The following is a 26,903-nucleotide window of genomic DNA, read 5'->3' on the forward strand; positions in this document are numbered from 1 at the left end:
ATTCTCAAAGCCTTACGCCAGCTTTTTGCATATGGTGTTCAGATTGGCGCGTTAAGCAAAAATCCAGCCAAGGACGTGCCTTATATTCCATCATCAGGAACGGGTTTTCATAGCTGGTCAGAAAAAGAAATCGAGCAGTTTGAAAATACCCACCCGATTGGAACGCCTGCCAGATTGGCTTTTGCCATGCTGCTTTACACAGGGCAGCGCCGTGGTGATGTGGTGCAGATGGGCATCAAGGATGTGCGGGATGGATACATTACCTTCACCCAAGAAAAGAACATCAAGAAGAAGCCTGTCACACTCACGCTGCCAATCTTTCCTGAACTCAAGAAAATCATAGAGGCAACACCCGGAGCGTTGGAGGGAAACACATTCATCCAAAGCACCTATGGCAACCCATACACGCCAGAAGGTTTTGGGAATCGGTTTCGCCAATGGTGCAACGAAGCAGGGCTACCGCATTGCGCAGCGCACGGCTTGCGTAAGGCAGCAGCGGTGCGGATGGCAGAGATTGGATGCACAGCGCATGAGATCGCGGCTGTAACAGGCCACCGGTCATTGAAAGAGGTTCAACGCTACACGCTTGCAGCAGATCAGAAGCGACTGGCAGCGAGTGCGTTCGCACGTATGCAGGGACAAGAATTGTCCCACAATGAAGCGAAAAATGCAGAGTGGGACAAAAACAGCCCGCAGCGCATTGTAATTAAAGGGAAAAAATATGACATGGTGCCCAAGGGCGGGATCGAACCACCGACACTGCGATTTTCAGTCGCATGCTCTACCAACTGAGCTACTTGGGCACCGCAGCCTTGCGGCGTGAGAGAGCATGTATCTCACTCTTAGGTGGAGATCAAGTCACCTTTCGTCATTTCTTTCAGCTTTTTCATCATTTTCATGCGGAGCAGGTGCGCCGGGAATACGATAGTCGCCAGAAAACCAGCGCCCCAGATCAATATCAGCGCAGCGTTTGGAACAAAAAGGGCGGAATTCTGCCTGTGCAGGTTTGCCGCATACGGGACATTTGGGGGATTTGGAAGTCATGCGTCCTGAACCGTCCAGAAAAAGTCAGGTAAAGCGGGATCGGCTTTTAGGGCCAATGGTTTGCCACGAAGATGCACACAGTCTGCCACTGCCTGAGGATCTTGCTCCAATGCCCGAATAAGCGGAATCCCGCCACGTAAGAGGGTTGCTGTTGGGGCTTCGGCCAGAATGGTCCGAAGGGCCTTGAGGGCATGCCCATGAGCAGAGTTCAAAAGCTCTGGCAGGGAAGGGTGAATACGCGGGCGCACAATTTCAATCAGCCCTAAAGCGCTTACACCAAGGCAACGTGGGTGAAGTGGGTCTGTGCGCAAGGCTGTTTGCACAACATCCTGCAGGGCCTGCCGTTTGCGCATGGCCATGCCTGCGGGGTCAATAACAATTGCCCCGGAAAGATTGCGCAGACGAATTTGATGCAAAAGTTCAGGCAATGCATCTCGGTTGGCTGCAAACTGTGCTGTCTGTTTGGGGCGGGGGCCAGCAACGGGAGGAGCATCCATATCAATGGCAATCAGGGCAGGTGTTGGTGTAATGGTTGCCTGCATGTTGCCGGGTAAATCTACGGTGCTTTCTTCCAAAGCATTACATGCTGCCATGATTTCTGGCGGCATTGGGCTAAATCCCGCTTTCCTTCTTGCGCGTAGGGAAGAAGGCACAAGCGAGGCAGCCAATGGTGTATCTATAGTAATAGCGGCATTTGGCCATTGGGCCGCCAGGCGTTCCAATGGTGTGGGGCCGGGGGTTAGAAGGCCGATATCCTTACCCTGTGCAGAAGGTTCCAGCATACGCACGCGCACGCCTTTACCACCCTGTGCTGCGCGAGAAACGCAAACAACAATGCTTTGGCCTTCAGTAAGGTGAGAAACCGCTTTCTGGTCAGAAAGAAAGCCTTGCAGGCCATGCCCCAGATCAACAAAAGCCCCGCCCATAAAAGCCGCTTGGGCTGCAATACGTGCGACATAGATGTTACCAACAAGATCTGGGCTGGCTGGCCGCCAAAGTGCATAGTCCAGCAGCGTATCATCTTCGGTAACAGCAAGGCGCATTTCACCGGGAAAGGTGGCAACACGCAGATATTGCATTAGGCCAACCAGTGTCCGGGTTGCCCGCGCAAAAGCTGGGCTGTTTCAAACAGCGGCAAACCAATAACACCAGAACTGCTGCCAGAGAGAAAGCGTATAAAACTGGCAGCATGGCCTTGCAGGGCATATCCTCCAGCCTTACCTGCCCAATCACCCGCATCCAACAAGGCGTTGATCTGATGGGGTGTGAGACGATTAAACGTGACGGCTGTTTCTACCAGCCGTTCTGCTGTTTTGCCTTTTGTCCAACTGGCACTGGGCATAACGGCAACGGAGGTGATAACCGTATGTCGTCTGCCTGAAAGACGTTCCAGACAGAATTGTGCGGTTTCCCGGTTTTCTGCTTTCGGCAGAATACGCCGCCCCAGTGTCACCACTGTATCAGCTGCAAGAACCAATGCAGGTTCAGTTATACAACCGGCCACAGCGCGCGCTTTCTCTAACGCCATACGGCGCGCATAGGCACGTGGAAGCTCGTTTTTTAGGGGCGTTTCATCAATGTCCGCTGGAACAATGCGGTCAGGCACAACGCCAATCTGGCGCAGCAGATCTACCCGCCGTGGCGAAGCAGATGCCAATATAAGGAGAGGTGTTTCTCCTTTAACGGAGGTCTGCTGGCCAGAGACTGTCACGGCGTTATTTGAAGCGGAACGTAATGCGACCCTTGGAAAGGTCATAAGGTGTCATTTCAACATTCACGCGGTCACCCGCCAGAACACGAATACGGTTCTTGCGCATTTTGCCGCTGGTATGCGCCAGAATAACGTGTTCGTTGTCCAGCTTTACGCGGAACATGGCATTAGGCAGCAGTTCGGTTACCGTGCCGCTAAATTCAATCATGTCTTCTTTAGACATTGCATCCTTCGTATGTTTCAGAGCCGTTAAGGGTCAATCTTGGTGAGCAGATATGGGTGAGGGGCAGCCTATGGTCAAGCATTAGGTGTGGAGGCTGCCAGAACATCCAGTCTGGCGGAAACGCTAAGTGCATGGGCTTCCAGTCCTTCAGCCTGAGCCAGTGCCACAGCGGCAGGCCCGATCTGGCGGAGGGCATCTGGGCCGCCGGACAGGAAAGTTGTGCGCTTCATAAAGTCAAAAACAGACAGGCCAGACGCAAAACGGGCCGTGCGGGATGTGGGAAGCACATGGTTGGGCCCGCCTACGTAATCCCCTATGGCTTCTGGGCAGAAACGGCCCAGAAAAGCCGCTCCGGCATGGCGTACGTGGGCAAACAGGCTTTCCGGGTCATCCACCATCAGCTCAAGATGTTCAGGGGCCAGACGGTTTGCCAGTTCCACCGCTTCCTTCATATCTCGGCAGATCAGCACGGCGCCATTGCGTGTCCAGCTTGCCCCGGCAATAGCTGCGCGGGATAGCACACGCAATTCTGTTTCCACCGCCTGAATAACGGTATCAGCAAATGCCGCATTAGGCGTAATAAGCGTGGCTTGTGCACATTCATCATGCTCAGCCTGTGCCAGCAGGTCCAAAGCAATCAGGCGTGGATTCGTGTTCGAATCGGCAATCACCACTACATCAGATGGACCTGCAATGCTGTCTATGCCCACATATCCAAAAACCTGACGCTTGGCTTCGGCCACATATGCATTGCCGGGGCCAACAATACGGTCAACAGGGCGGATGGTTTGGGTGCCATAGGCCATGGCGCCTACAGCCTGAGCACCACCCACACGGTATATTTCTGTCACCCCGGCCCGGTGTGCGGCGGCTAGTACCAGCGGGTTAATTACACCATCTGGTGTAGGCACGCACATGGCCAAACGCTGTACCCCGGCAACCTTGGCGGGAATGGCGTTCATCAATACAGAGGAAGGGTAGGCCGCTTTGCCACCGGGAACATATAAGCCTACGGCATCCAACGGAATCCAGCGCATGCCCAATGTCATGCCCACATCATCTGTATAACGGATATCAGATGGAAGTTGGGTTTTATGGAAGGATTCAATGCGCTGCGCAGCAATATCCAATGCTTCCAGAAGTTCTGGTTGAACCTGCGCGCGTGCCTGCTCAATCTCCTGCGTGGTAAAAGCGAGCTGCTGTGCGGTAAGTGGCAGACGGTCAAAACGTTCTGTAAAGGCACAAAGTGCAGCATCGCCTTCTTTGCGCACGGCAGCCAGAATATCTTCAACCGGTTTATGAACTTCCTGCCCTTGTTCCTCACGGTTGGAAAGAAGAGCGGTAAAGGCGGTTTCAAAATTCGGTTCGCGCGTATCAAGCCGTTTCATGGAATGCGTCTGCCTTACACATTTTCCGCAATAGGCGAGGATGCTGCCAGCGCCGTGCGAAAGCGGGAGAGAATACGATCAATTTGTTCCGGACGGGTTTTAAGGGCCGTACGGTTAACAATAACGCGGCTGGTAACCTGAGCGATGGTTTCCACTTCCTTCAGGCCATTGGCTTTCAAGGTGGAGCCTGTATCTACCAGATCCACAATTAAGCGGGAAAGGCCAAGCATTGGGGCCAGTTCCATGGCGCCATGCAAATGCACAATGGTGGCGTTAATGCCGCGGGCTGCAAAAAAGCGCCGCGTAATGGCCGGGTATTTGGTGGCCACCCGTACTTCAGACCAACGCTTCCACTCCTGCGGATCATGCGGAAGGTGAGCGGGCTGCGCGACAGAAATCCGGCATGCGCCAATGCCCAGATCAAGCGGGGCATAAATTTCGGGGTAATCAAACTCCATCAGCACATCAGAGCCGCACACACCAACCTGTGCACCGCCGCTGGCAACAAAGGTTGCAACATCAAACGAGCGCACGCGCACAACATCAACTGAAGGATCCTGCGTGGGGAAGCGCAGTTTACGGCTATCTCCCCCCAGACATTCCGGGGCAGGTGCCATGCCGGTGCCGGACATAAGCGGAGATACCGCCTTGAGGATACGCCCTTTAGGGAGAGCCAGAACAATACGCCCGTTATCTTCCGTGCCGAAAGGTGTTTCGGTCTGATGGGCTGAGCGGGGACGGTTCATGAAAACTCCGGCGGAGGTAAAGCGTGTCAAATCAGGCCTGAACTCCTACCACAAGGCGCCGTAGAAGAAAAATATGTAGTAGCCACATCTGCCATCAGTTTGTTTCTGGCAGATGTGGCTACATGTCAGATCTAAAGTGGAAATCCCTTTAAATCTGTAAAGGCATGGTGTGGTTTTACTTTTTCCACCACCCAGTACGTCGGCGTGTTGCCGGCGGGCTATCTTCGATCACGATAGGCTGAACAACGGCTTCTTCTTTTTCAGAAGGTTCAGATGCGGCTTCTTTCGGAGCAGTCACCGCTTCTGTGCCGTTAGCAGCTTCTGTGGTGGCTGCGGGTTCTGCCTTTTTACGTGTGGAACGCCGACGGGTCGTTTTCTTTGGTTTTTCCTCAGCAGTTTCTTCTGTGGTCGTTTCTGCTGTTTCAGCCGCTGTATCTTTTGCCGCAGTTTTGCGGCGGGTCACGCGTCGGCGCGCAGGCTTTTTAGGGGCTTCAGCTTCTGCTGCGGCAGTATCTTCCGCGGGTGCCGTAACAGTGGCTTCTTCAGCTGTGTCCTGCTTGGTGCCTTCTTCAGCCGCAGGTTCCGCCTTTTTCCGTGTACGCCGCCGCCGTGGTTTTGGCGCTTCTTCCGTTTTTTCCGGCTCTTCCGGGGCTATTGCGACAGGCTGAGGTGTAACCTCTTCTACTTGAGGAGGGTGTTCTACAACCACACTTGTTGCTTCTTCCTGCACATCAGAAGCTTTAACTTCAGGTTCAACTTCAGCAGAATGTTGGCGCGCAGTATTTTCCAGCAGTTCAAAAATATCTGGAGCATCGCCAAATGGATTGGCCGGGGTTGGACCTTCCCAAGTAGGCATATTTGGCCGTGGTGCCGGACCTTCTGCAATATCTACATGAATTTCCGTGCGAGGTTCAGCCGGTTTGCGCACGCGGGACCGACGTGTTCTGCGGCGGCCTGGCACCAGATTGGCTTCTGTTTCTGCTTCAGCAGCAGGTTCATCCACGTTTTCTGGGGCGGAAAGCGGGATGTTTGCGCCAGCTTCCGAGATTTCTGTATCAGGCTGTGTTTGGGTATCCGGTGCCTGACTGGTTTCCTGATCACTCCGACGGCGACGACGGCGACGGCGACGGCGGCGCGGTTCGTCAGAATTATCGGCAGTGTCCTGAATTGTGGAAGTGGCTGCTACCGGAACTTCGGGCACCGCAGATGCAACTTCATCAGCCATAATGTTTTCAACTGGTGGCAGCGGCGGCTGAATACGTGGAGGGCGTGCATGCTGGCGGCGTTCAATACGGATTTCCGGCGCCGGCAGTGTGTTGTCTGGTGCAAACAGCACTTCCATCTGGTGGCGCTGTTCAATCTGGATCAGCCAATCCCGCTTGTTGTTCAGGATATAGAAAGCAATCTCTGCAGCAACATGAACGGTAATGGCACCCGCACGGCGGCGTGCGCCTTCTTCTTCCACGGTACGAAGAACATGCAGGGCGGAACTTTCAATGCTGCGCACCATGCCGGTGCCATCGCAATGCGGGCAGGGCATAAAGGCAGCTTCCGCCACAGAAGGCCGCAACCGCTGGCGCGACATTTCCAGCAACCCAAAATGGGAGATGGAACCAATTTGGATACGTGCCCGATCATGCCGTAAGGCATCTTTCAGGCGGCGTTCAATCATGGAGTTGTGGCGGCGGGACTCCATGTCAATAAAATCAATTACAATCAGGCCGGCCAAGTCGCGTAGCCGCAACTGGCGGGCCACTTCATCAGCGGCTTCCTGATTGGTGCGGAAGGCTGTTTCCTCAATGTTGCGCTGGCTGGTTGCCTTGCCAGAGTTTACATCAATGGCAACCAGAGCTTCGGTCTGGTTAATGACCAGATAACCGCCGGAGCGCAGAGAAACCACGGGGGAGAACATGGCATCCAGATGTCCTTCCACATGGTAATGGGTGAACAGGGGCTGGTTTTCCTTATTCCACAATCGCACTTTTTCGGCGTGCTGAGGCATTAGCATGCGCATAAAGTCTCGCGCAGCTTTCCAGCCACTTTCTCCATCCACCAGAATTTCACTGATTTCGCGGCTGTAAACATCGCGGATGGCGCGCTTAACCAGGCTCGCTTCTTCATAGATCAGAGCGGGTGCAACGGATTGAAGCGTATGTTCGCGAATATCATCCCATAGGTGCAGAAGATATTCGCAATCACGCGTAATTTCCGGGCCGGGGCGCTGTGCGCCAGCTGTGCGCACAATCATGGCCATGCCGCGGGGCAGGTTAAGGTCAGAAACAATATCCCGCAGGCGGCGGCGGTCTGCTACAGATGTAATCTTGCGTGAAACACCGCCACCGCGCAGGGCATTGGGCATAAGCACACAGTAACGGCCTGCCAAAGAGACATAGGTGGTCAGGGCAGCGCCCTTATTCCCACGTTCTTCCTTAACCACCTGCACCAGCAGCACCTGCCGGCGGCGAATAACTTCCTGAATACGGTAATTGCGCAGGAACCGGGCAATACGTTTTTGAATAAGGGCTTCTTCACCCGTATCCGTTTCGCCGCCTACATAATCGGGCGCATCCTGCTTGCTGGAAGAGCGTTCTGCCTGTTCCGCACCTTCATCTTCTTCATTCTCTGCGGCAGTGTCAGATTCAGATGCAGTGGTGTCCTGCTCAGCCCCAGTCTCAGCGGCTGGCGTTTCTGCGCTATCAGGGCCATCATCTTCATTTGCGCTGTTTTCACTATTTTCTAGCAGCGCTTCTTCTTCAGCCTGAAGGGCCAGCAGTTTTTCGCGGTCAGAAACCGGGATCTGATAGTAGTCCGGGTGAATTTCGCTAAAAGCCAGAAAACCGTGTCGGTTGCCGCCATATTCTACAAAGGCGGCCTGCAGGCTTGGCTCTACGCGAATAACGCGGGCAAGGTAGATGTTCCCCTTAAGCTGTTTTTTGGCAGCAGATTCAACATCATAATCTTCAAGCCGATTTCCGTCCATTACAACAACACGCGTTTCTTCCGCGTGTGTCGCGTCGATCAGCATACGCTTTGACATAAAAAGAAAAACTCCGGTGCGCCGGTGGCCAGCCTGTGTGGTGCTGCCGTGTGAATGGCATGGCACGACGGAGCAGGGGCTCTTCCGGCGGATATAAACAGGCGTGCGATAAAAATTGGAAGGTATACACAGTGCCCACAGCTGCCCCTGTTTCAGCATCCTTCAGGCATGGTATGGCCTGTGGTCTGGCTGTTTTCAGCAAAGGGATGGGGCGGGCGATGGTCATCTATCCTTCAGTCAGTAATTCTGCCCCTGATCTTTATACGTGCGGGCGCGGTATGACATAACCGGCAGCCCCCGTTCACGATATGGACGGAGCGGAAAAGACGCATGGCGGACATTTCTGCCCTTGTGCCACACTGCGTGAACATGGCTCAAATAACCATAAATCGCAAGCCATTCGTAACGAACACTGTTTTAGAGTGCTGTCAGGCCTTTTTTCTGTCATTTTCAGTGCACACTTTTTACAGAAAGTGAACAGGAGCACCGTAATGGTTTTTCAGGCAGACAACACAGACGGTCCAGACGTCGCTTCTGCGGCAGTGCAGAAGGGCGTAACGCGTCGTTTCGGGCTGTTGTGTGTGGGCGGTAGCGGGCTTGTTGCTGCCGTTGTGCCGAAAGATGTTTGGGCAACTGGCCAGCATACAGCGGCTCATAAATTAGCTGCTCCGGCTATTGTGGGTAAAGCCCGCCCCATGGCTCCATTGGTGATGTTGGACCCCGGACATGGCGGGAAAGACCCCGGAGCCATTGGCTATACAGGCACGTATGAAAAACACGTGGCAGAAGCCGCTGCGCAGGAACTTAGGCGGCAGTTATTGGCAACGGGGCGCTACCGTGTGGCGATGACACGCGCCGGAGACCATTTTGTGCCTTTGGATGGGCGGGTTGAATTGGCCCAACAGCATGGTGCATCGCTTTTTATTTCCATGCATGCAGATGCACTGCATAGCCCGCAGGTACGTGGCGCCAGTGTTTACACCCATTCACATGGCGCTTCAGATAGTCAAACGGCGGATTTGGCCAAAACGGAAAATAGCGCAGACCGGTATGGTGGCCCAATGGTGCATAGTGCCTCGCCAGAAGTGCAGCAGATTCTGGCCAGTCTGGTTACAGAGGAAACGCGCAAAGGCTCGGCGCATATGGCGCAGGCTGTGGTTTCGGCTTTTAACTCTCGTGTGTTGCTGCTGCCGCATCCTCATCGGCATGCTGCGTTTGCGGTGCTGAAGTCCGCTCAGATTCCATCCGTGCTGGTTGAAATGGGCTTTATGTCTAACAGAATGGATGAGGCCGCTTTGCGTCAGGCAGGCCACCGCGCCATGGTGGCTGGGGCCATGCGAGACGCGGTTAATCGTTATTTTGCATCAGCAGGTGTGGGCTTGGCAGGCTGAAGGCGCATTTGTTTACGTGCAAGGCGCCGCTGTTTAAGCGCCAGCAAGTGTTTGCGAAACCAGTCCAACATGCCTGATAGGGTTACAATGGTTACGCCAACAATGGTCCATTTATCCAATGGTTCGTGAAACAGCAGATAGCTAAATAATACAGCCCAAACCATTTGAGTGTATTGTGGCAAGGCAACACGGCTGGCAGGGGTAAGAGTAGCAGCCAGCATAATAAGCAACTGCCCAAGAGCTGCCAGAAAGCCGTAGCCGAACAGAAATCCCCAGTCCGTTACACTATGGGGCCACGTAAAATTGGGAAGGGCCAGAAGGCCATCTCCCAGCAGAGGTCCGGCAAGGCTGGAGCCAAGCACACCCAGCTTGGTGGTGCCTGTGCCCGCCACCCGGTAGGCAATAACGTTTACGGCACTGGCCAAGGCGGCAATTAGTGCGCATGCATGTCCAAAATGTAATGGGCGCACGCCTGGGCGGAGCACAATAAGCACGCCGGCAAACCCGATCGCCACAGCAATCCACCCCCACGGTGAGACTTTTTCCTTCAACGCAACCACGGAAAGAATGGTGGCGATAAATGGCATTAAAAACATCAGCGAGAGTGCTTCTGGCATAGGGAGAAGCATGAAGGATTCTACACTGGCTGCCGTGGCGGCAAATGTAGCAATTGCCCGAATCCACCACATGCCCGGTTTTTGAATGGGCAGAATATTTAACCATGATTGCCCATGTGCTTTAACAAACGGCACAAGAAGCAACCCAAAAACCCCACCAGAAAAAGCCACCTCAAACGGATTGAGCCTGCCGGTAAGGAGTTTGGAAAAGGCATCACTTATGGAGAAAGCTGCAAACCCTAATAAAGACAGCAGCAGACCCTTGGTGGGCGGGCTAAGTTTCATGTTATTTTGCTCTGCCTAAAGGCATGTCAGTGAAAAAGAATTCAGGGTGTCATAAACAGTTTGAAAACTGAATAGAACTGTAAATTCTTTATATTTACCATTTAGGGAGAAGATAATATCATATCTGTTATATATGATATTTGGTGCCCAGAAGAAGACTCGAACTTCCACGACCTTTCGGCCACAGGTACCTGAAACCTGCGCGTCTACCAATTCCGCCATCTGGGCTCAAATGGCAACCAAGAGCGTTCCCGGCTGGTGAAGAGGCGTTTACCCCGCTGTGAATGGGGCGTCAACAGGGAAAATGATTTTTCTGACAGATTTGTGTCATGCGCCTCTCTAGCGTGGGCCGGGGGAATGGCACAAAGTGCACGAAAAGCTAGGTAAACCTGAAAAAACGAGGGTGTGTTATGGGTGCGCGTAAAATTGCAACCGTGTTTGGCGGTGGTGGATTTGTCGGGCGGTATGTGGTGCAAAATCTGGCGCGTGCTGGGTATGAAGTGCGAGTTGCCAGCCGCCGCCCGGATTTAAGTGCGCGTTTACGCACCTTGGGGCATGTGGGGCAAATTGCGCCTTTTTATGCCTCTGTGCTGGATGATGCCTCTGTTGCATGCGCGGTGCAGGGCGCGGATGTAGTTATCAATCTTGTGGGGGTGTTATCTTCTACAAGACAGCAAACTCTGCAGGCTGTTAATGTAGAGGGTGCAGAACGTGTGGCGCGTATAGCGGCCGAGGTAAATGTGTCTGCTTTTGTGCAGATGTCAGCTCTTGGGGCATCAGAAACAGCTCTTTCTGCATATGGCAAAAGCCGTGCTGCGGGGGAAAAGGCTGTCCGCCAATATCGTCCGGATGCTGTCATTATCCGACCTTCTGTGATTTTTGGGCCCGAAGATCATTTTTTCAATACGTTTGCGGGGCTGGCTCGTTATCTACCGTGTTTGCCGGTTTATGGTGCGCAAACGCGTTTGCAGCCCGTTTATGTGGGAGATGTGGCGCAGGCCATATTTATGGCTACGCAATTTTCCACGCTTGCGGGCACGGAACTCATGCTGGGTGGACCGCAGGAATTGACCATGCTGGAAATTGCACGGTTTGTTTTGCGTGTAACCGGCCGGCACAAACCTGTTTTTATTGTGCCGACAGCGTTGGCCAAGGTGCAGGCTATGTTTTTTGAGCATCTGCCGGGACATGTGTTAACGCAAGATCAGCTGCGCATGTTGGCTACCGACAATGTTGTGCCGGCCGGACAATCCGGTTTTGCGAAATTGGGGATAATGCCGCAAAGTGTTACGGCAGTTGTGCCGACTTATCTGGCGCGGTTTAGGGTTGGAGAGGCGGAAAAGGACACAACTGTTTATTTGCAAGGGGTTAAGGATATATAGGTCCGAAATGAAGCCATTTTATCTTACTGTTTGAATAAAAATTGGTTTTGTGGTGGAGAAAAATATAAAAAGGTAAGCATTACTGTCTTTTTATATGAGCGGAGAACAAGCACGTTAGCGCCAGCAAAGTTTGGGGGCGGAGTCTGTCTGGCGCGCCCTTTCTCCGGGGATGCCACATGACAACCAAGATGCTGAAATTTGTCTCTGTGCCGCAAAGGCAACCAGACAAACGTACCGCAATAGCGCGGCGCGCAGATTTTGATGAAATTTATGAGGATTTCACGCCGCCAGAAGCAACCGAGCAGGCCAGTCGGTGTTCGCAGTGCGGGGTGCCGTTCTGTTCGGTGCATTGTCCGCTCGGTAACAATATTCCAGATTGGCTGATGCTCACAGCCCAAGGTCGGCTGGAAGAAGCTTATGGCGTTTCCTCCGCCACCAACACGTTTCCGGAAATTTGTGGCCGTATTTGCCCGCAGGACCGGTTGTGTGAAGGCAACTGCGTGATTGAACCAGGGTTCGAAAGTGTCACCATTGGTGCGGTAGAGCGCTATATTACCGATACAGCTTTTGAAAAAGGCTGGGTAAAGCCTGTTCATCCCGTCCAGGAGCGTAGTCAGTCTATTGCCATTATTGGTGCGGGCCCGGCAGGTTTGGCTGCGGCAGATCAGCTGCGCGCACAGGGTTATAAAGTGCATGTGTACGATCGGTATGACCGGGTAGGTGGTTTGCTGGTTTACGGTATTCCCGGCTTCAAGCTGGAAAAAGATATCGTGGCCCGTCGCCACAAACTGTTGGAGGAAGGCGGGGTTGTCTTTCATCTCGGTCAAGGTATCGGAGATGGTGAAGGCGAGCTGTCTTTTGCAGATTTGCGTAGCCGCCATGATGCTGTTCTGATTGCAACCGGTGTTTACAAATCGCGCGAAATCGGCGGTCCCGGTGTTGGGTTGGCAGGTATTGAAAAGGCGTTGGATTACCTTACGGCATCTAACCGGCGCTCCTTGGGCGATACTTTGCCGCCAGAAGCGCAGGCACTGGATGCAGCAGGCAAAAACGTGGTGGTTCTGGGTGGTGGTGATACCGCAATGGACTGTGTGCGCACAGCTATCCGCCAAGGCGCAAAATCCGTAAAATGCCTGTATCGGCGCGATAAAGCCAACATGCCCGGTTCTGCCCGTGAAGTAAAAAATGCGGAAGAAGAAGGCGTGCAGTTTGAATGGCTGGCAGCGCCCGAAGCCTTTTTGGGTGAAGGGCACGTTTCTGCCGTGCGTGCTGTGCGGATGAAGCTGGGCCTGCCAGATGCTACGGGCCGTCAGTCCGTTGAGCCGCTGGAAGGGTCTTCCTTCACGCTGGACGCGGATCTGGTTATCAAGGCTCTTGGGTTTGACCCGGAACCTCTGCCGCAACTGTGGGGGCAAAAGGATCTGGCTGTATCCCGTTGGGGTACCCTCAAGGTTGGCCAGAAAGATTTCATGACATCTCTGCCCGGCGTATTTGCCGCAGGGGACATTGTGCGCGGGGCCAGTCTGGTTGTGTGGGCCATCCGTGATGGGCGTGATGCAGCTGCCAGCATGCACACATGGATTCAGGAAAATGTAACGGCGACCGCCAAGGCGGAGCAGGGCTAATGGATATGGAACAGTTTCCCAACACCGTTTCCGCTGAAAGTGGCGAGGAATTTCTGAAAGCGTGGGATGCCAATGTAGCCACGCTGGATGGATTGTATGATCCGGCTGATGAGCGCGATTCCTGCGGTGTGGGTCTTGTGGCCGCGCTGGATGGCAAGCGCCGGCGTGAGGTGGTTGAAGCTGGTATTGCAGCCCTGAAAGCCATCTGGCACCGCGGTGCTGTGGATGCCGATGGCAAGACCGGCGATGGTGCGGGTATTCATGTAGAAATTCCGCAGGAATTTTTTGCAGATGCCATTACCAGCACAGGTGATCGGCCGGATGAAAGCCGGATTGCGGTAGGGCAGGTGTTTCTGCCCAAAACCGATCTGGCTGCGCAGGAACAGTGCCGCCAGATTATCGAAACTCAGATTCTGGCATTTGGTTATGGCATTTATGGTTGGCGGCAGGTGCCGATTGATACCTCCTGCATTGGTGAAAAAGCCAACGCAACGCGCCCAGAAATTGAGCAGATCCTCATTCGCAATCTTCCCAATAAAGGGGAGGAAGAGTTTGAGCGTGATCTGTATGTGATCCGTCGCCGGATAGAAAAGGCCGCCATTGCTGCGCAGGTTGATCTGTATATCTGTTCGCTGTCATGCCGGTCCGTTATCTATAAAGGCATGTTCCTTGCCGAGCATCTGACAGAGTTTTATCCGGATCTGCTGGATGAACGCTTTGTCAGCCGCTTTGCTATCTATCACCAGCGCTATTCCACCAACACCTTCCCCACATGGAAGCTGGCACAGCCATTCCGTCGCCTTGCGCATAATGGTGAAATCAACACCATTTCTGGCAACATCAACTGGATGAAAAGCCATGAAACACGGCTTTCTCACCCAGATCTTGATCCGTGGATGGCAGATATCAAGCCACTGGTGCAGGCTGGTGGGTCCGATACCGCAACGCTGGATAACGTTTACGAACTGCTGACTTTTGCTGGGCGTGATGCTCCGTTTGCCAAGGCACTGATGATCCCGGCAAGTGTGGGCGGCAATTCCTCCATGAAGCCCGCGCACCGTGATATGTTCACGTATTGCAACGCAGTCATGGAACCGTGGGATGGCCCCGCAGCATTATGTGCCACAGATGGCCGCTGGGTTGTGGCCGGGCTGGACCGTTCTGGCCTGCGCCCATTGCGTTATACGGTTACAACCGACAATCTGCTGATTGTTGGGTCTGAAACCGGCATGGTGCGTGTGCCAGAAAACGCCATTGTCAGCCGTGGCCGCCTTGGCCCGGGTGAAATGATTGGTGTGGATCTGCAGGAAGCCAAGCTATACGGAAATACCGAACTGCTTGATCTTCTTTCTTCACGGCAGGATTTTTCAAGCTGGATTAAACGTACCCAGAAAATCGGCCACATCGTGCGTTCGGATGTGACTGAACCGGTATATTATGAAGGCGAAGAACTGCGCCGTCGCCAGTTGGCTGTGGGTAGCACGCTAGAAGAACTGGAAGCCATTCTGCACCCGATGGTGGCTAATGCCAGTGAGGCTATTGGCTCCATGGGGGATGATACACCTCTGGCTGTGCTTTCTCCGCGGTATCGGGGGTTGTCGCACTACTTCCGGCAGATGTTCAGCCAGGTTACTAACCCGCCAATCGACTCTCTGCGCGAATCCCGTGTGATGAGTCTGACAACGCGTTTGGGTAATCTGGGCAACATTCTGGATCAGTCTCCAGAACAGTGTGACATGCTCCAGCTCCCCAGCCCGGTGTTGACATCTGGTGAATATGAGGGCCTGCGCAATTTTACCAGTGCATCCGGTTGCGTAATCGATTGCACATTCCTCGCCAAAGATGGGGAAGCCGGCCTGCGTGAAGCCATTGCCCGTATTCGGCGGGAAGCAGAAGAAGGCGTGCGTGGTGGGTGCACCCATGTCTTCCTTACGGATGAAAACCAGTCTGCCGAGCGTGCTTCCATTCCCACAATTTTGGCAACAGGGGCGGTGCATACGCATCTGGTGCGGACATCCCTGCGCACGTTTACCTCTTTGAACGTCCGTACTTCCACGGCGCTGGATGTGCATGCCATTGCGGTTACCATTGGTGTAGGCGCCACTACGGTGAACCCCTATCTGGCACAGGAAAGCATTGCAGACCGCCATCGGCGTGGTCTGTTTGGCCAGATGAGCCTGCGTGAGTGCATGGAACGCTATCGCAAGGCGGTAGATAAGGGGCTGCTCAAGATCATGTCCAAGATGGGTATTTCCATCGTGGCATCTTACCGTGGCGGCTGTAATTTTGAGGCTGTAGGGCTTTCTCGCGCGCTTACGGCAGAATTTTTCCCCGGTATGCCTTCACGTATTTCCGGTATCGGGCTTTCGGGTATCGCGCGTAATGTGTTGCAGTTGCATGAACGCGCATGGGCTGCAACCAATACGCTCACCTTGCCTGTAGGTGGCCTTTATAAGTTGCGTCGGAGCGGTGAACAGCACGCATTTGATGGTGGCCTTATCCATATGCTGCAAACAGCAGTGGCGACGGGCAGCTTTACCATTTACCAGCGTTATGCAGATGCCGTGCACGCGCAGCCACCCGTAGCTTTGCGTGATCTGCTGGACTTCCGTGATGGACGTAAGCCCATACCCGTAGAAGAGGTGGAAAGCATTACGCAACTGCGTAAACGTCTGATTTCCCCAGCAATTTCTTTGGGTGCTCTGAGCCCGGAAGCGCATGAAACGCTTTCCATCGCCATGAACAGCATTGGTGCAAAGTCCGATTCGGGTGAAGGTGGGGAAGATCCGGCACGCGCCAAGCCGCGTCCGAATGGGGATAACGCATCCTCTGCTATCAAGCAGGTGGCATCTGGCCGCTTTGGTGTTACGGCACAGTATCTGAATGATTGCCGTGAGCTGGAAATCAAGGTGGCGCAGGGGGCCAAACCGGGTGAAGGCGGGCAGCTGCCGGGCTTTAAGGTAACGGAGCTGATTGCCAAATTGCGCCATGCCACCCCGGGTGTGACGCTGATTTCTCCACCGCCGCATCATGATATCTATTCGATCGAAGATCTGGCGCAGCTGATTTACGATCTGAAGCAGATCAACCCGGAAGCAACGGTTACCGTTAAGCTGGTGGCACGTTCCGGCATTGGCACCATTGCAGCCGGTGTGGCCAAGGCAAAAGCTGATGCCATTCTGATTTCCGGCCATTGCGGTGGCACGGGCGCGAGCCCGCTGAGCTCTATTAAGTATGCGGGGTTGCCGTGGGAGCTGGGGCTGGCAGAAACACATCAGGTGCTTATGCTGAACCGCCTGCGTCACCGTGTGCGTTTGCGGGCTGATGGTGGCATCAAAACCGGGCGAGATGTGGTGATTGCCGCCATGTTGGGGGCCGAGGAATTTGGTATTGGCACAGCCAGCCTTGTGGCCATGGGCTGTATTATGGTGCGCCAGTGCCATTCCAACACTTGCCCGGTAGGCGTGTGTTCGCAGGACCCGAAAATGCGGGCCAAGTTTGAAGGCACGCCAGAAAAGGTCATCAATCTGTTCTCTTTCATTGCAGAGGATGTGCGGAATATTCTGGCTTCGCTGGGCTTCCGCTCTCTGGATGAAATTATCGGGCGTACAGATCTGTTGCGGCAGGTTTCCCGCGGGGCAGATTATCTAGATGATCTGGATCTGAACTCCCTGCTGTCTCAGGCAGACCCGGGGCCGTTTGCCCGCTACTGCACGCTAGATGGCCGGAATGAAGTGCCGGATACGCTGGATGCGCAGATGATTGGCGATGCCAAGCCGTTGTTCGACCATGGTGAGAAAATGCAGCTGCATTACAATGTGCAGAACACCCAGCGCGCCATTGGCACGCGCATTTCCTCTCTCATCGTGCGTCAGTTTGGCATGAAAACACTGGCGCCGGGTCATCTCACGGTGCGTCTGCGTGGTTCTGCCGGTCAGTCTCTGGGGGCGTTTGCTGTGCAGGGGCTCAAGCTGGAAGTGCTGGGTGATGCCAACGATTACGTGGGTAAGGGGCTTTCTGGCGCCACCATTACAGTGCGTCCTTCTCCGTCTTCCACGCTGGTGTCCAACAAAAATGCCATTATCGGCAACACGGTTCTGTATGGGGCCACTGCGGGTGAACTGTATGCCGCAGGGCAGGCAGGTGAACGCTTTGCCGTGCGTAACTCTGGCGCAACCGCAGTTGTAGAAGGCTGTGGTTCCAACGGGTGTGAATACATGACAGGCGGCACCGTGGTGGTGCTGGATGATGTGGGTGATAACTTTGGCGCTGGCTTTACCGGTGGCATGGCCTTTGTGCTGGATAAGAACAATGTGTTTGATAGCCGGGTAAATCCCGAATCCCTGCTATGGGTGCGTGTAACAGAACCCAAATGGGAGCAGATGCTACGCGGCCTTGTTGAACGGCATGTGGAAGAAACAGGGTCCGCCTATGCCAGCATGTTGCTGCATAAATGGGATGAGGTTCTGCCGCACTTCTGGCATATCGTCCCCAAGGATTATGCCCGGATTATCGGCTTTACTGTGCCGGAACAGCAGCTGGAAAAAACAGCCTGAACCAGAGGGTAAAACCAAAGCAGACACAAGCAGATGGGCGGAGGGGAAACCTTTTGCCCATTTGTTTTTCATATCTCTGTTGTGCATGTGAACTGCGCTTGTGTTCACGGCCTCTCGCTTCCGGCAGAAATGCACTGTAAAGTGTACGGTATGGAACACACAGCGCATTTCCTCCGTTCACATCCGCTTCCGGTTTTTGCAACACAAGCCGGTACCGTTGCCAACGTATCTGCAAGCCAAGGGGTAGCTTCTCTGCCGCGTTGGGATCTTTCCGCCCTTTATGCGGGTATGGATGATCCGAAACTGCAAGCTGATCTGGCTGAGGCAGAAAAAAGGGCAAAAGCTTTTGCCAAACAGTATCAGGGCAAACTGGGCAGCCTGTCTGGCAAGGAACTGGCAGATGCCATTGCCGCCTTTGAAAGCATTGAGGAAATGCTGGGCAAGGCAGGCTCTTATGCCTCCCTGCTATTTGCGGCCGATTCGTCAGATGCTTCCATTAGCCAGTTCAGCCAGTCGATCAATGAACGGCTGACAGCCATTTCCACCCATCTGCTGTTTTTCACGCTGGAACTGAACCGGCTGGAAGAAGCTGATCTTCAAGAAAAGCTGAAAGACCCAGCACTGGCGCATTGGCAGCCATATCTGCGTGATATCCGCATGTATCGCCCGCATCAGCTTTCGGATGATGTGGAAAAGGTTCTGCTGGAAAAATCTGTAACTGGTGGGCAGGCATGGTGCCGCTTGTTTGATGAAACCATTGCCGCCCTGCGCGTTACCGTGGATGGGCAGGAAATGACGGTAGGGGATGCGCTTAACCGTCTGTCCGATACAGATCGGACAATGCGGGAACAGGCAGGCAAAGCCGTAGGCGGCGTGTTTGAAAAAAATGTCCGCCTGTTTGCGCTTATTACAAACACGCTGGCCAAGGATAAATCCATTTCGGATAATCTGCGGCATTTTGCGCGGCCAACCTCATCGCGTAATCTTTCCAACATGGTGGAAGATGAGGTGGTGGATGCGCTTGTTTCTGCCGTGCGGGCAGATTATCCGCGTCTTTCCCACCGCTATTATGCTTTAAAAGCCAAGTGGATGGGGCTGGACAAGCTGGAGCATTGGGACCGCAACGCCCCGCTGCCCGGTAATGATGACAAGCTGATTCCGTGGTCTGAAGCCAAGAATATTGTGCAAAAGGCATATGATGGTTTTGACCCGCGTATGGGCAAGGTTATCAACACCTTTCTGACCAACCCGTGGATTGATGTGCCATCAGCACCGGGCAAATCTCCCGGGGCATTTGCGCATCCTACCGTGCCTTCAGCACATCCTTACATCCTACTGAACTATCATGGTCGTATCCGGGATGTTATGACTCTGGCGCACGAACTGGGCCACGGTGTGCATCAGGTTCTGGCGGCAAAGCAGGGCTACTTCATGTCCGATACGCCGCTGACACTGGCGGAAACGGCCAGTGTGTTTGGCGAAATGCTGACATTCCAGTCTCTCTTGGATGCAGAAAAAGACCCACAGCGTCGCCGTCTGCTATTGGCTGCCAAGGTTGAGGATATGCTCAACACGGTTGTGCGCCAGATTGCGTTTTATGAATTTGAAACCCGTGTGCACGATGCCCGTAAAAAGGGCGAACTGTTACCCGAGCAGATTGGTGCCATCTGGCGCAGTGTGCAAACAGAAAGCCTCGGCCCGGCCTTTAACTTTACGCCGGAATACGATGTGTTCTGGGCCTATATTCCGCACTTCATTCATTCTCCATTCTATGTGTACGCTTACGCATTTGGAGATTGCTTGGTGAATGCGCTGTATCAGGTGTTCAGTGAAGGTGCTCCCGGTTTTCAGGATAAATACATTGCCATGCTGGAAGCAGGGGGCACCCTCCGCCACAAGGAACTGCTGGCTCCTTTCGGGCTGGATGCGTCTGATCCGGGTTTCTGGCGCAAGGGGCTGGATGTAATTTCCGGCTTTATTGACCAGTTGGAGCAAGGCTGATTATGGCGCGAGATATGGATAATACCGGCGTTTTTGGTGAGCTGCGCCGTATGGTGCAAACCACCGGAACCGTTGGTGGCATTGCAGCCCGGCTGGCAGGCAACAAGATAGGTCTGCGTTCTGGCGGGGCTTCTCACGCTGAAGATCTTAAATCCATGCTGGGTGGGCTAAAAGGCCCGCTCATGAAGGCAGCACAGCTTCTGGCCACTATTCCCGGTGCATTGCCCGATGAATATGCCGATGAGCTTGCGCAGCTTCAGTCCAACGCTCCGCCAATGGGGTGGAGCTTCGTGCGCCGTCGTATGACGGCGGAGCTTGGGCCGGGATGGGAAAAGAATTTTCGTTCCTTTGGGCGGGAAGCCGCTGCCGCTGCCAGCCTTGGGCAGGTGCATCAGGCCGTGCTGGCCGATGGCCGCCGCGTAGCCTGCAAATTGCAGTATCCGGATATGAAGGCCGCTGTTGAGGCTGATCTGCGCCAGTTCCGTATGGCTATTGGTGTTTACCACAAGCTGGATAATGCCATCCGGCAGGATGATGTGGTGGAAGAGCTTTCTGAACGGTTGCGGGAAGAGCTGGATTATCGGCATGAGGCTGCCAATATGCGCCTCTATCATGCCGTGTTGGCAGATTGCCCGGAAGTTACGGTGCCCTTGCCGATAGATGAACTCTGCACACAGCGGCTGCTGACGATGGAATGGGTGCAGGGGCAGAACCTGAATGCAGCCATTAAAGCGGGCCTGACAGAAGAGCAGAAAAAACGGATTGCCCGCGCACTGTTCCGGGCATGGTATGTGCCGCTGTATCAGTATGGCGTGGTGCATGGTGACCCGCACATGGGCAACTTCACCATGCGGGAAGATGCCGGCCTGAACTTGCTGGATTTTGGGGCTATCCGTATTTTCCAGCCTTCGTTCATCAAGGGAAACATAGATCTCTATTACGCGCTCCGTAACAAGGATATGGACATGGCCGCGCATGCTTATGAAGCATGGGGCTTCCGTGATCTGACGCGTGAGAAAGTGGCCGTTCTAAACGAATGGGCAGGGCTGTTATACGCCCCACTGATGGTGGATGAAGAACGCTATATTCAGGATGACAACAATCCGGCCCTTGGGCGGGAGATTCTTTCCAAGGTGCATGAAGGGCTGCAAAAAGCCGGAGGTGTGCGCCTGCCGCGTGAATTTGTGCTGGTTGATCGTTCAGCCCTTGGGCTGGGGTCTGTATTCATGCGGCTGAAGGTCAAGATGAACTGGTATCAGCTGTTCCATGAAATTGTGCAGGATTTTGATGAGCAGGCGCTGGCCCAACGCCAGCAGGCTGCCATAAAAGCCGCGCGTTTTCCGCCTGAAACGCATCCAGCTTCCTGATTTAAAGACAGCACATTGCAAGAGTTTGTAATTTAACCCAGCAATGTGCTGCTTCTTTTTCTATCAGTAAGCCTGATACGCTGCGCGTTTCAGATGGACCTGATTATATTCAAGCTGGTCCTTGGTCAGCTGGAAACCCACTTCAAACCGATAATCTGAATCCACATTTTTGGGTGGAATAGGCAGATCTACCGTAATCACCTTTGTATCGTCTTCAAAAGTGGAAAGGTTGGCCGGGAAGGACACGGTGTGGTGGAACACATGCTTGTTCACAATCCTGTCTCCGTGCAGCACGGCAATAAACCACGGCAGGGTAAGTGTATTGGCTGTTGCTGCCGGGCCGCGTTCAATCACAAAGCGCAGTACGATTCGGGTTTTCAGGTCCTTAGGGCCTGCAGCAAGGCAATCACCCTGTAATTGCAGGATGCTGGCGCGGGCCACCATGTTTTTAAAGCCTGTCTGCTTACCTTGGTAGAGGTAGTAATCTGCGGCCTCGGACGGAATATGCGTAATGGGGCAGGTGGGTGCAAAGTCCATGGATTTGCTTTCACCATCACCGCAGCCGCCAAGTGTGGCCAGCAGCCCAAGCGCTGCCAGACCCGGGGCGGCAATACGGGGGAACAGGCTGCGCCGTTGGTTGTGATTAGGGAACATGTATGGATCCGGCATTATCGGTTAAAACGGGTTGAACACAGCAGATAGCAGCCATCACACCCACATAGGTATGTTTTTCAAGGCTTTGATGCCGTAAAACGGGTTGCATCCCATGCGTCCTTTGCGTAGGCCACAACTTCCGTCACCTTTATGGGTTTCGGGCATAGCCAGTTTTCAATATGCTTCTTCATAGCCAGTTTTCTTCTATACAGTCCGCTGCAACTTTGGGGAACACCATGCCCGATCAAACTGATACCCTTACCCCGCCCCAGAGCGCAGATGCTCAGCACGGCAGATCTCTCAAGGTTCTGCTGGCAGGCCCTCGTGGTTTCTGCGCAGGGGTGGACCGTGCCATCCGTGTGGTGGAAGAAGCCATCCGCCGTTACGGTGCGCCTGTTTATGTCCGCCATGAAATTGTCCATAACCGGACTGTGGTGGAAGAGCTGGAAGCACAAGGCGCCATTTTTGTTGAGGAACTGGATGAAGTTCCCGTAGATGGCCACGTTGTTTTTTCTGCTCATGGCGTGCCCAAAACCGTGCCGGTTGAGGCCGAACGCCGCAATCTGCTTTACTTGGATGCCACATGCCCGCTGGTTTCCAAGGTGCACCGTGAAGCTGAGCGTCATTTTGCTGGTGGTGGGCCAGAAAGCCGCCATATCCTGATGATTGGCCATGCAGGCCACCCGGAAGTGGTGGGCACAATGGGCCAGCTGCCACCGGGTGCGATGACGCTGATTAACGATGCAGAAGAAGCCCGCACGGTAGAGCCGGAAGACCCTACACGTCTGGCCTTTATCACCCAGACAACGCTTTCTGTAGATGATACGGCAGAAATTGTGGATATTCTGCGTGCGCGCTTCCCGCTGATTGAAGGGCCAAAGCGCGAAGATATCTGCTACGCCACCACCAACCGTCAGGAAGCCGTAAAAACCATCGCACCTGAGTGCGATTTGGTTATTGTTATTGGCTCTCCCAATTCTTCCAACTCCCAGCGTCTGCGTGAAGTGGCGGAACGTTCCGGCACACCGCGTGCGCTTTTGGTGCCGCGTCTAGATTCTCTGGACTGGTCCGTGCTGGAAGGTGTGAACACGCTGGGCATTACGGCTGGTGCTTCTGCGCCGGAAGCACTGGTGCAGGAAATGCTGGCAGAAATGGCCAAGCGTTACACCCTGTGCATTGAAGAGCGGATTGTGAAGGAAGAAAACGTAACGTTCCGCCTTCCCGCACCGCTGGGCTAAAGGTGCTGCATGGCCGTTTATACGGACGTTGGAAACGAGGCTCTGGAAGCGTTTTTGCAAGATTACGCCATAGGGTCTCTGGTTGCGTTTCGCGGTATTGCCGAAGGGGTGGAGAACAGTAATTTCCAGCTGCGTACAACAGATGGAGATTACATTCTAACCCTGTACGAAAAACGGGTGAATGCGCAGGATCTGCCCTGGTTTTTGGGGCTTATGCAGCATCTGGCGCGTGAGGGGGTAACATGCCCCCAACCCGTAGCGGATTCGCAAGGGCACGTGCTGAAAACATTGGCAGGTCGGCCCGCTGCCATTACCACCTTCTTGCCTGGTGTCTGGCCGCGTGTTGTCAGGCTGGAGCATTGCCGCCCGCTTGGGCGGGCTTTGGCGCAGCTGCATGTGGCGGGGCGTTCCTACAAGCCAGAACGTCAGAATGCTTTGGGGCCAGATGCGTGGTTTGCCCTGCTGGAAAGTTGTGGAGCGGGTGCGAATACTGTGCGCGCTGGTTTGCAGGATGAATTGCAAAATGCGTTAGCGCATATTTTGCCATTCTGGCCGGGGCGGGAGCATAACCCACTGCTACCACGCGGACAGATTCATGCAGACATGTTTCCAGATAACGTTTTTTTTCTGGATCATGCGGTTTCAGGTGTGATTGATTTTTACTTCGCCTGCACAGATTTTCTGGCCTATGACATTGCTATCTGCTTGAACGCATGGTGTTTTCAGGTCGATGGGGCATTTAACATCACCTTTGCCCGGCATATGATGCAAGGGTATGAGGAAATACGCCCATTGGAGCCAGAAGAACGCAAGCTTATGCCAGTTCTGGCCAGAGGTGCGGCCATGCGCTTTTTGCTCACTCGGTTGTATGACTGGATCAACACCCCGGCAGATGCCTTGGTAACGCCCAAAGATCCTATGGATTATCTGAAGCGCCTGCGCTTTCATCTGGAAACGGAAAGTGCTGATGCCTACGGATTCTGAAAATATCAGCGCAACAGAACACCCTATGCTGGCAGTTGAAATCTGGACGGATGGCGGGTGCCGCCCAAACCCCGGCCCCGGCGGTTGGGGTGTTCTACTCCGCTGCAAAGGTGTGGAGCGGGAACTTTCTGGCGGTGAGCGTGAAACCACCAATAACCGGATGGAGCTGACAGCCGCAGCAGAAGCGCTGGAAGCTCTGACGCGTCCGTGTGTTGTGAACTTGCATACAGATAGTGAATATGTGCGCAATGGCATTACCCGGTGGCATACGGGTTGGGTAAGGCGGAATTGGCGCAATGCATCGGGTGATCCGGTTGCGAACATGGATTTATGGCGCAGGCTTTTGGATGTTGCCAAACGGCATGATGTTTCATGGCATTGGGTAAAAGGACATTCCGGCGTGCCAGAAAATGAGCGCGCGGATCAATTGGCGACAGAAGCCCGAGAAAAAATAGAACAATCTCTTTTAGAGAGCTAAAAAACAAACCGGCTGAAAGGCCGGTTTTTTTCATGGAGCATGGATAGGGAAAATATCACTGTGGCCGCAGGCAAAACATACCAAACCATAGCAGGGTACATAGTGGCATTTGTGGCTTTAACGCTGCTTTATACCGCTTTGGGTATGACACAGCCTTTTAATTCAGACAGTGTTTCTACCTTGCTGGCTGCGCAGGATATTCTGCACGGCAATGTTTTGCTGAAAGGATGGGATCTTTCTACTCAATCCTTCTATGCCACTGAAATTTTGCCATATGTTGTGATGTTCGGCCTGTTTGGCTGGCATGTATCTTTTTATTACATTGTACCCGCCATGTTGTGGGCCATTGCCATGTTGTTGGCGTTTCGTATTGCGCGTTTGGCAAAAAGCAATACCGGGTGGTTGCTTCTTGTTTTGTTAGGGGCCCCTAGCGCCTTTGCTGTCCATCTGGTGCTGTCGCCCTGTTATCATGTCGGCGCTTATGTGGGCATGTTGTTATTCTGGCTGATATGGCTGCAAAAACCACATTGCCTGCAATCCAAAAGCTTAGTCGGTACCTGTGGGCTCTGGAGCGGCACTGTTCTGTTTGTTGCCTTGCTGTTGAGCAGCGATGATCTGGTAAAATATACTCTGGCTTTGCCAGTTATTCTGGCGGCTATGGGCTGTAGCCTTGAACAACGTGCTCCAAGATATTTTGGGCTTGCCAGCAGCATGGTAGGGGCATTGCTGCTGGAGCATGTTATTAAAACAGTGCTTGCCCATAATGGAGCATTCCATGTGCCGGGGTTGTGGAGTTCGTCTTTTGGGTCACAGAGTCGGGCGTCGTATAATCTGAGCGTCCTGTTTTCCGGCTTCTTGCAGTATTTTGGTGCCGATTTTTTTGGAAAGCCGATTACGCTTTCAGGTTCCGGGCGCGAACTGTTTCATCTGATGTGCGCTGGCGGCACCATATGGGTTTGCTTTCAGGCACTGCGTAAAAACAGGCAATGGACTCTGTTTGATCTTTCATCCGTTTTAGCCATTGTGATGATGTTAGCAGCCTTTGTTTTTGGCGAACTGACAATGGATGAGCAGTCATTCCGTTATCTGATTTTTCCGTGCTTGTTATCTGTTTTGCTGGTTATTCGGCATAAGCAGGTGCCGCAAGGGTATGGTTTTCTGTTAGGTGGCTGTTGCATTTTGTATGCGGCAACAATTTTGCCACGCCCTGTTTGGGGATACACTGCCGCAAACCAGAATTTTCCGGTCAATCGTGCTTTGGAGCAAATGCAGTTACAGCAAGGTTTTGCCCCGTATTGGAGTGCAGCCCGGAACAGCCTGCCGTTTCCGGCACGTCTAGCACCTATCGAATTCACACCCGCAGGCATTAAGGCATTTCATACCCTCAGCAAACCACAGTGGTATGAAACAGGTGGCAATTTTATTGTGTGTGAAAGTACAGACCAAGCCCGGCAGGCGCAAACACAGTTTGGACCTGCGCAAAGGGAGATACACATCGGCAGCAATGTTTTGCTGATATGGTCACATCCCTTCAGGGTGCCTCAGAACTGAAGCAGTCCGTTTCTAGGGTTCCACATCAGACTGGTAAATATCAATATAATCCTGCGGCGTGTTAGGTGCAGATTGTTTGGGCAAGCCAATAACGCGCACATAAATGCGGGTAGACGGTGTTCCCCCATTCATGAGCACACTTCGCGCTGCCAGACCACGCGCCAGTGCCATACGCCGTGGCAACGAGGGATCATCCACAGCACCAGAGCTATAGGCATCTATGAGCGCTCGTACATGTGGTTTGTCTGACAGACGTTGCCCGAATGCCAGAATGGCCTGATGTGTTTCCGGGTTAAGAGTTGCCGCTTCTGGTGCAAAGGTAATGCGTACACCGCCTTCAATAGGTGTCACTGTGCCTTGGGCTTTCAGGTCTACTGTTGGTTGTGGGGGAACCGGAAAGGGATGAATTTCCACGTCTGATGGCGCAGGGGTAAGCTGTGGTAGCGGCGGCGGCGCGTTTGGTATTGTTGCTGGCGGCGGTGGTTTGTGGGGCTGTGTGGAAGGGGCTGCGCTGCTTTTATTCTCTTGTGCCGGAGTTGATGGGGCCTTAGCCACTGGTGCTGGTGCTGGTGCTGGTGCTGGTGCTGGTGCTGGTGCTGGTGCTGGTGCTGGTGCTGGTGCTGGT

Annotated in this window: 20 protein-coding genes, 2 tRNA genes and 2 pseudogenes; 12 read left to right on the top strand and 12 right to left on the bottom strand. The window is 53.7% G+C overall.

Translation table 11 applies throughout. The features are described 5' to 3' along the window. Positions 1-186: 186 nt before the first annotated feature. A pseudogene (locus tag CSR02_RS17225) lies at positions 187-540 on the top strand (tyrosine-type recombinase/integrase); the annotation flags it as partial. A 187-nt stretch (positions 541-727) separates the two neighbouring features. On the opposite strand, the gene CSR02_RS00215 reads toward CSR02_RS17225, so the two are convergent. The 8 genes from CSR02_RS00215 to CSR02_RS00250 all read right to left on the bottom strand — a co-directional run bounded on the left by CSR02_RS00215 (position 728) and on the right by CSR02_RS00250 (position 8,149). Beyond that, a tRNA-Phe gene (locus CSR02_RS00215) sits at positions 728-803 on the bottom strand. 55 nt (positions 804-858) lie between these two features. Beyond that, entirely contained in the window at positions 859-1,044 is a 186-nt protein-coding gene (locus tag CSR02_RS00220; protein WP_099539996.1) for a DNA gyrase inhibitor YacG, read from the bottom strand. Continuing rightward, positions 1,041-2,123, bottom strand: a complete 1,083-nt coding sequence (locus tag CSR02_RS00225; protein WP_099539998.1) for a ribonuclease E/G — start codon at positions 2,121-2,123, stop codon at positions 1,041-1,043. The genes CSR02_RS00220 and CSR02_RS00225 overlap by 4 nt, the downstream gene beginning before the upstream one ends. Then, positions 2,123-2,755 (bottom strand): Maf family protein, encoded by a 633-nt coding sequence (locus CSR02_RS00230; protein ID WP_099540000.1) that lies wholly within the window; start codon positions 2,753-2,755, stop codon positions 2,123-2,125. The genes CSR02_RS00225 and CSR02_RS00230 overlap by 1 nt, the downstream gene beginning before the upstream one ends. A 4-nt stretch (positions 2,756-2,759) precedes the next feature. Beyond that, on the bottom strand, positions 2,760-2,978 hold the full coding sequence (gene infA, locus CSR02_RS00235) for a translation initiation factor IF-1 (RefSeq protein ID WP_003623225.1): 219 nt from the start codon (positions 2,976-2,978) through the stop codon (positions 2,760-2,762). A 74-nt stretch (positions 2,979-3,052) separates the two neighbouring features. Next, positions 3,053-4,366, bottom strand: coding sequence for a histidinol dehydrogenase (hisD, locus tag CSR02_RS00240; RefSeq protein ID WP_099540002.1), 1,314 nt, complete (start codon positions 4,364-4,366; stop codon positions 3,053-3,055). A gap of 14 nt (positions 4,367-4,380) precedes the next feature. Then, positions 4,381-5,112, bottom strand: a complete 732-nt coding sequence (gene hisG / locus CSR02_RS00245) for an ATP phosphoribosyltransferase (protein WP_042787815.1) — start codon at positions 5,110-5,112, stop codon at positions 4,381-4,383. A gap of 175 nt (positions 5,113-5,287) precedes the next feature. Then, entirely contained in the window at positions 5,288-8,149 is a 2,862-nt protein-coding gene (locus tag CSR02_RS00250) for an Rne/Rng family ribonuclease (RefSeq protein WP_456303814.1), read from the bottom strand. A 131-nt stretch (positions 8,150-8,280) separates the two neighbouring features. Between CSR02_RS00250 and CSR02_RS16435 the strand changes: the two genes are divergently transcribed. Together CSR02_RS16435 and CSR02_RS00255 are read left to right on the top strand one after the other, a co-directional pair. Next, the gene (locus CSR02_RS16435; protein ID WP_167384058.1) at positions 8,281-8,436 is read left to right on the top strand and encodes a hypothetical protein; all 156 of its coding nucleotides are present in this window, start codon (positions 8,281-8,283) and stop codon (positions 8,434-8,436) included. Between the two features lie 204 nt (positions 8,437-8,640). Continuing rightward, positions 8,641-9,540 (top strand): N-acetylmuramoyl-L-alanine amidase family protein, encoded by a 900-nt coding sequence (locus tag CSR02_RS00255; protein ID WP_099540007.1) that lies wholly within the window; start codon positions 8,641-8,643, stop codon positions 9,538-9,540. On the opposite strand, the gene CSR02_RS00260 is transcribed toward CSR02_RS00255, so the two are convergent. Then, entirely contained in the window at positions 9,504-10,442 is a 939-nt protein-coding gene (locus tag CSR02_RS00260) for a DMT family transporter (protein WP_042787812.1), read from the bottom strand. The genes CSR02_RS00255 and CSR02_RS00260 overlap by 37 nt on opposite strands. Before the next feature lie 141 nt (positions 10,443-10,583). After that, positions 10,584-10,670: transfer RNA gene (locus tag CSR02_RS00265), tRNA-Leu, on the bottom strand. Positions 10,671-10,852: 182 nt separating this feature from the next. Between CSR02_RS00265 and CSR02_RS00270 the strand changes: the two genes are divergently transcribed. From CSR02_RS00270 to CSR02_RS00290, 5 genes are all read left to right on the top strand, one after another. Next, positions 10,853-11,824 carry a complex I NDUFA9 subunit family protein gene (locus CSR02_RS00270; RefSeq protein ID WP_099540009.1) on the top strand — a complete coding sequence of 324 codons (972 nt, stop codon included), beginning with the start codon at positions 10,853-10,855 and terminating at the stop codon, positions 11,822-11,824. 176 nt (positions 11,825-12,000) lie between these two features. Then, on the top strand, positions 12,001-13,449 hold the full coding sequence (locus tag CSR02_RS00275) for an NAD(P)-dependent oxidoreductase (protein WP_099540011.1): 1,449 nt from the start codon (positions 12,001-12,003) through the stop codon (positions 13,447-13,449). Further along, a complete protein-coding gene (gltB, locus tag CSR02_RS00280) occupies positions 13,449-18,005 on the top strand; it encodes a glutamate synthase large subunit (RefSeq protein ID WP_099540013.1) in 4,557 nt (1,518 codons plus the stop codon). The genes CSR02_RS00275 and gltB overlap by 1 nt, the downstream gene beginning before the upstream one ends. Positions 18,006-18,038: 33 nt before the next feature. Further along, positions 18,039-20,006 carry a M3 family oligoendopeptidase gene (locus CSR02_RS00285; RefSeq protein WP_099540015.1) on the top strand — a complete coding sequence of 656 codons (1,968 nt, stop codon included), beginning with the start codon at positions 18,039-18,041 and terminating at the stop codon, positions 20,004-20,006. Between the two features lie 2 nt (positions 20,007-20,008). Then, positions 20,009-21,373, top strand: coding sequence for an ABC1 kinase family protein (locus tag CSR02_RS00290; protein ID WP_099540017.1), 1,365 nt, complete (start codon positions 20,009-20,011; stop codon positions 21,371-21,373). Positions 21,374-21,436: 63 nt separating this feature from the next. On the opposite strand, the gene CSR02_RS00295 is transcribed toward CSR02_RS00290, so the two are convergent. Next, complete coding sequence (locus tag CSR02_RS00295; protein ID WP_183172601.1) at positions 21,437-22,042, bottom strand: hypothetical protein; 606 nt, start codon at positions 22,040-22,042, stop codon at positions 21,437-21,439. Between the two features lie 221 nt (positions 22,043-22,263). Here CSR02_RS00295 and ispH point away from each other — a divergent pair, with 221 nt between their 5' ends. From ispH to CSR02_RS00315, 4 genes are read left to right on the top strand one after another with little or no spacing between them, the layout of a single operon-like run. Then, the gene (ispH, locus tag CSR02_RS00300) at positions 22,264-23,265 is read left to right on the top strand and encodes a 4-hydroxy-3-methylbut-2-enyl diphosphate reductase (protein ID WP_026019375.1); all 1,002 of its coding nucleotides are present in this window, start codon (positions 22,264-22,266) and stop codon (positions 23,263-23,265) included. Between the two features lie 9 nt (positions 23,266-23,274). Then, the gene (locus tag CSR02_RS00305) at positions 23,275-24,249 is read left to right on the top strand and encodes a homoserine kinase (protein ID WP_099540019.1); all 975 of its coding nucleotides are present in this window, start codon (positions 23,275-23,277) and stop codon (positions 24,247-24,249) included. After that, entirely contained in the window at positions 24,233-24,727 is a 495-nt protein-coding gene (rnhA, locus tag CSR02_RS00310) for a ribonuclease HI (protein ID WP_099540021.1), read from the top strand. The genes CSR02_RS00305 and rnhA overlap by 17 nt, the downstream gene beginning before the upstream one ends. Before the next feature lie 39 nt (positions 24,728-24,766). Next, positions 24,767-26,278 (top strand): hypothetical protein, encoded by a 1,512-nt coding sequence (locus CSR02_RS00315; protein ID WP_099540023.1) that lies wholly within the window; start codon positions 24,767-24,769, stop codon positions 26,276-26,278. 12 nt (positions 26,279-26,290) lie between these two features. On the opposite strand, the pseudogene CSR02_RS17140 reads toward CSR02_RS00315, so the two are convergent. Further along, positions 26,291-26,903: pseudogene (locus CSR02_RS17140) on the bottom strand (hypothetical protein); the annotation flags it as partial.

The sequence above is a fragment of the Acetobacter pomorum genome (assembly GCF_002738225.1).
GTDB lineage: Bacteria > Pseudomonadota > Alphaproteobacteria > Acetobacterales > Acetobacteraceae > Acetobacter > Acetobacter pomorum.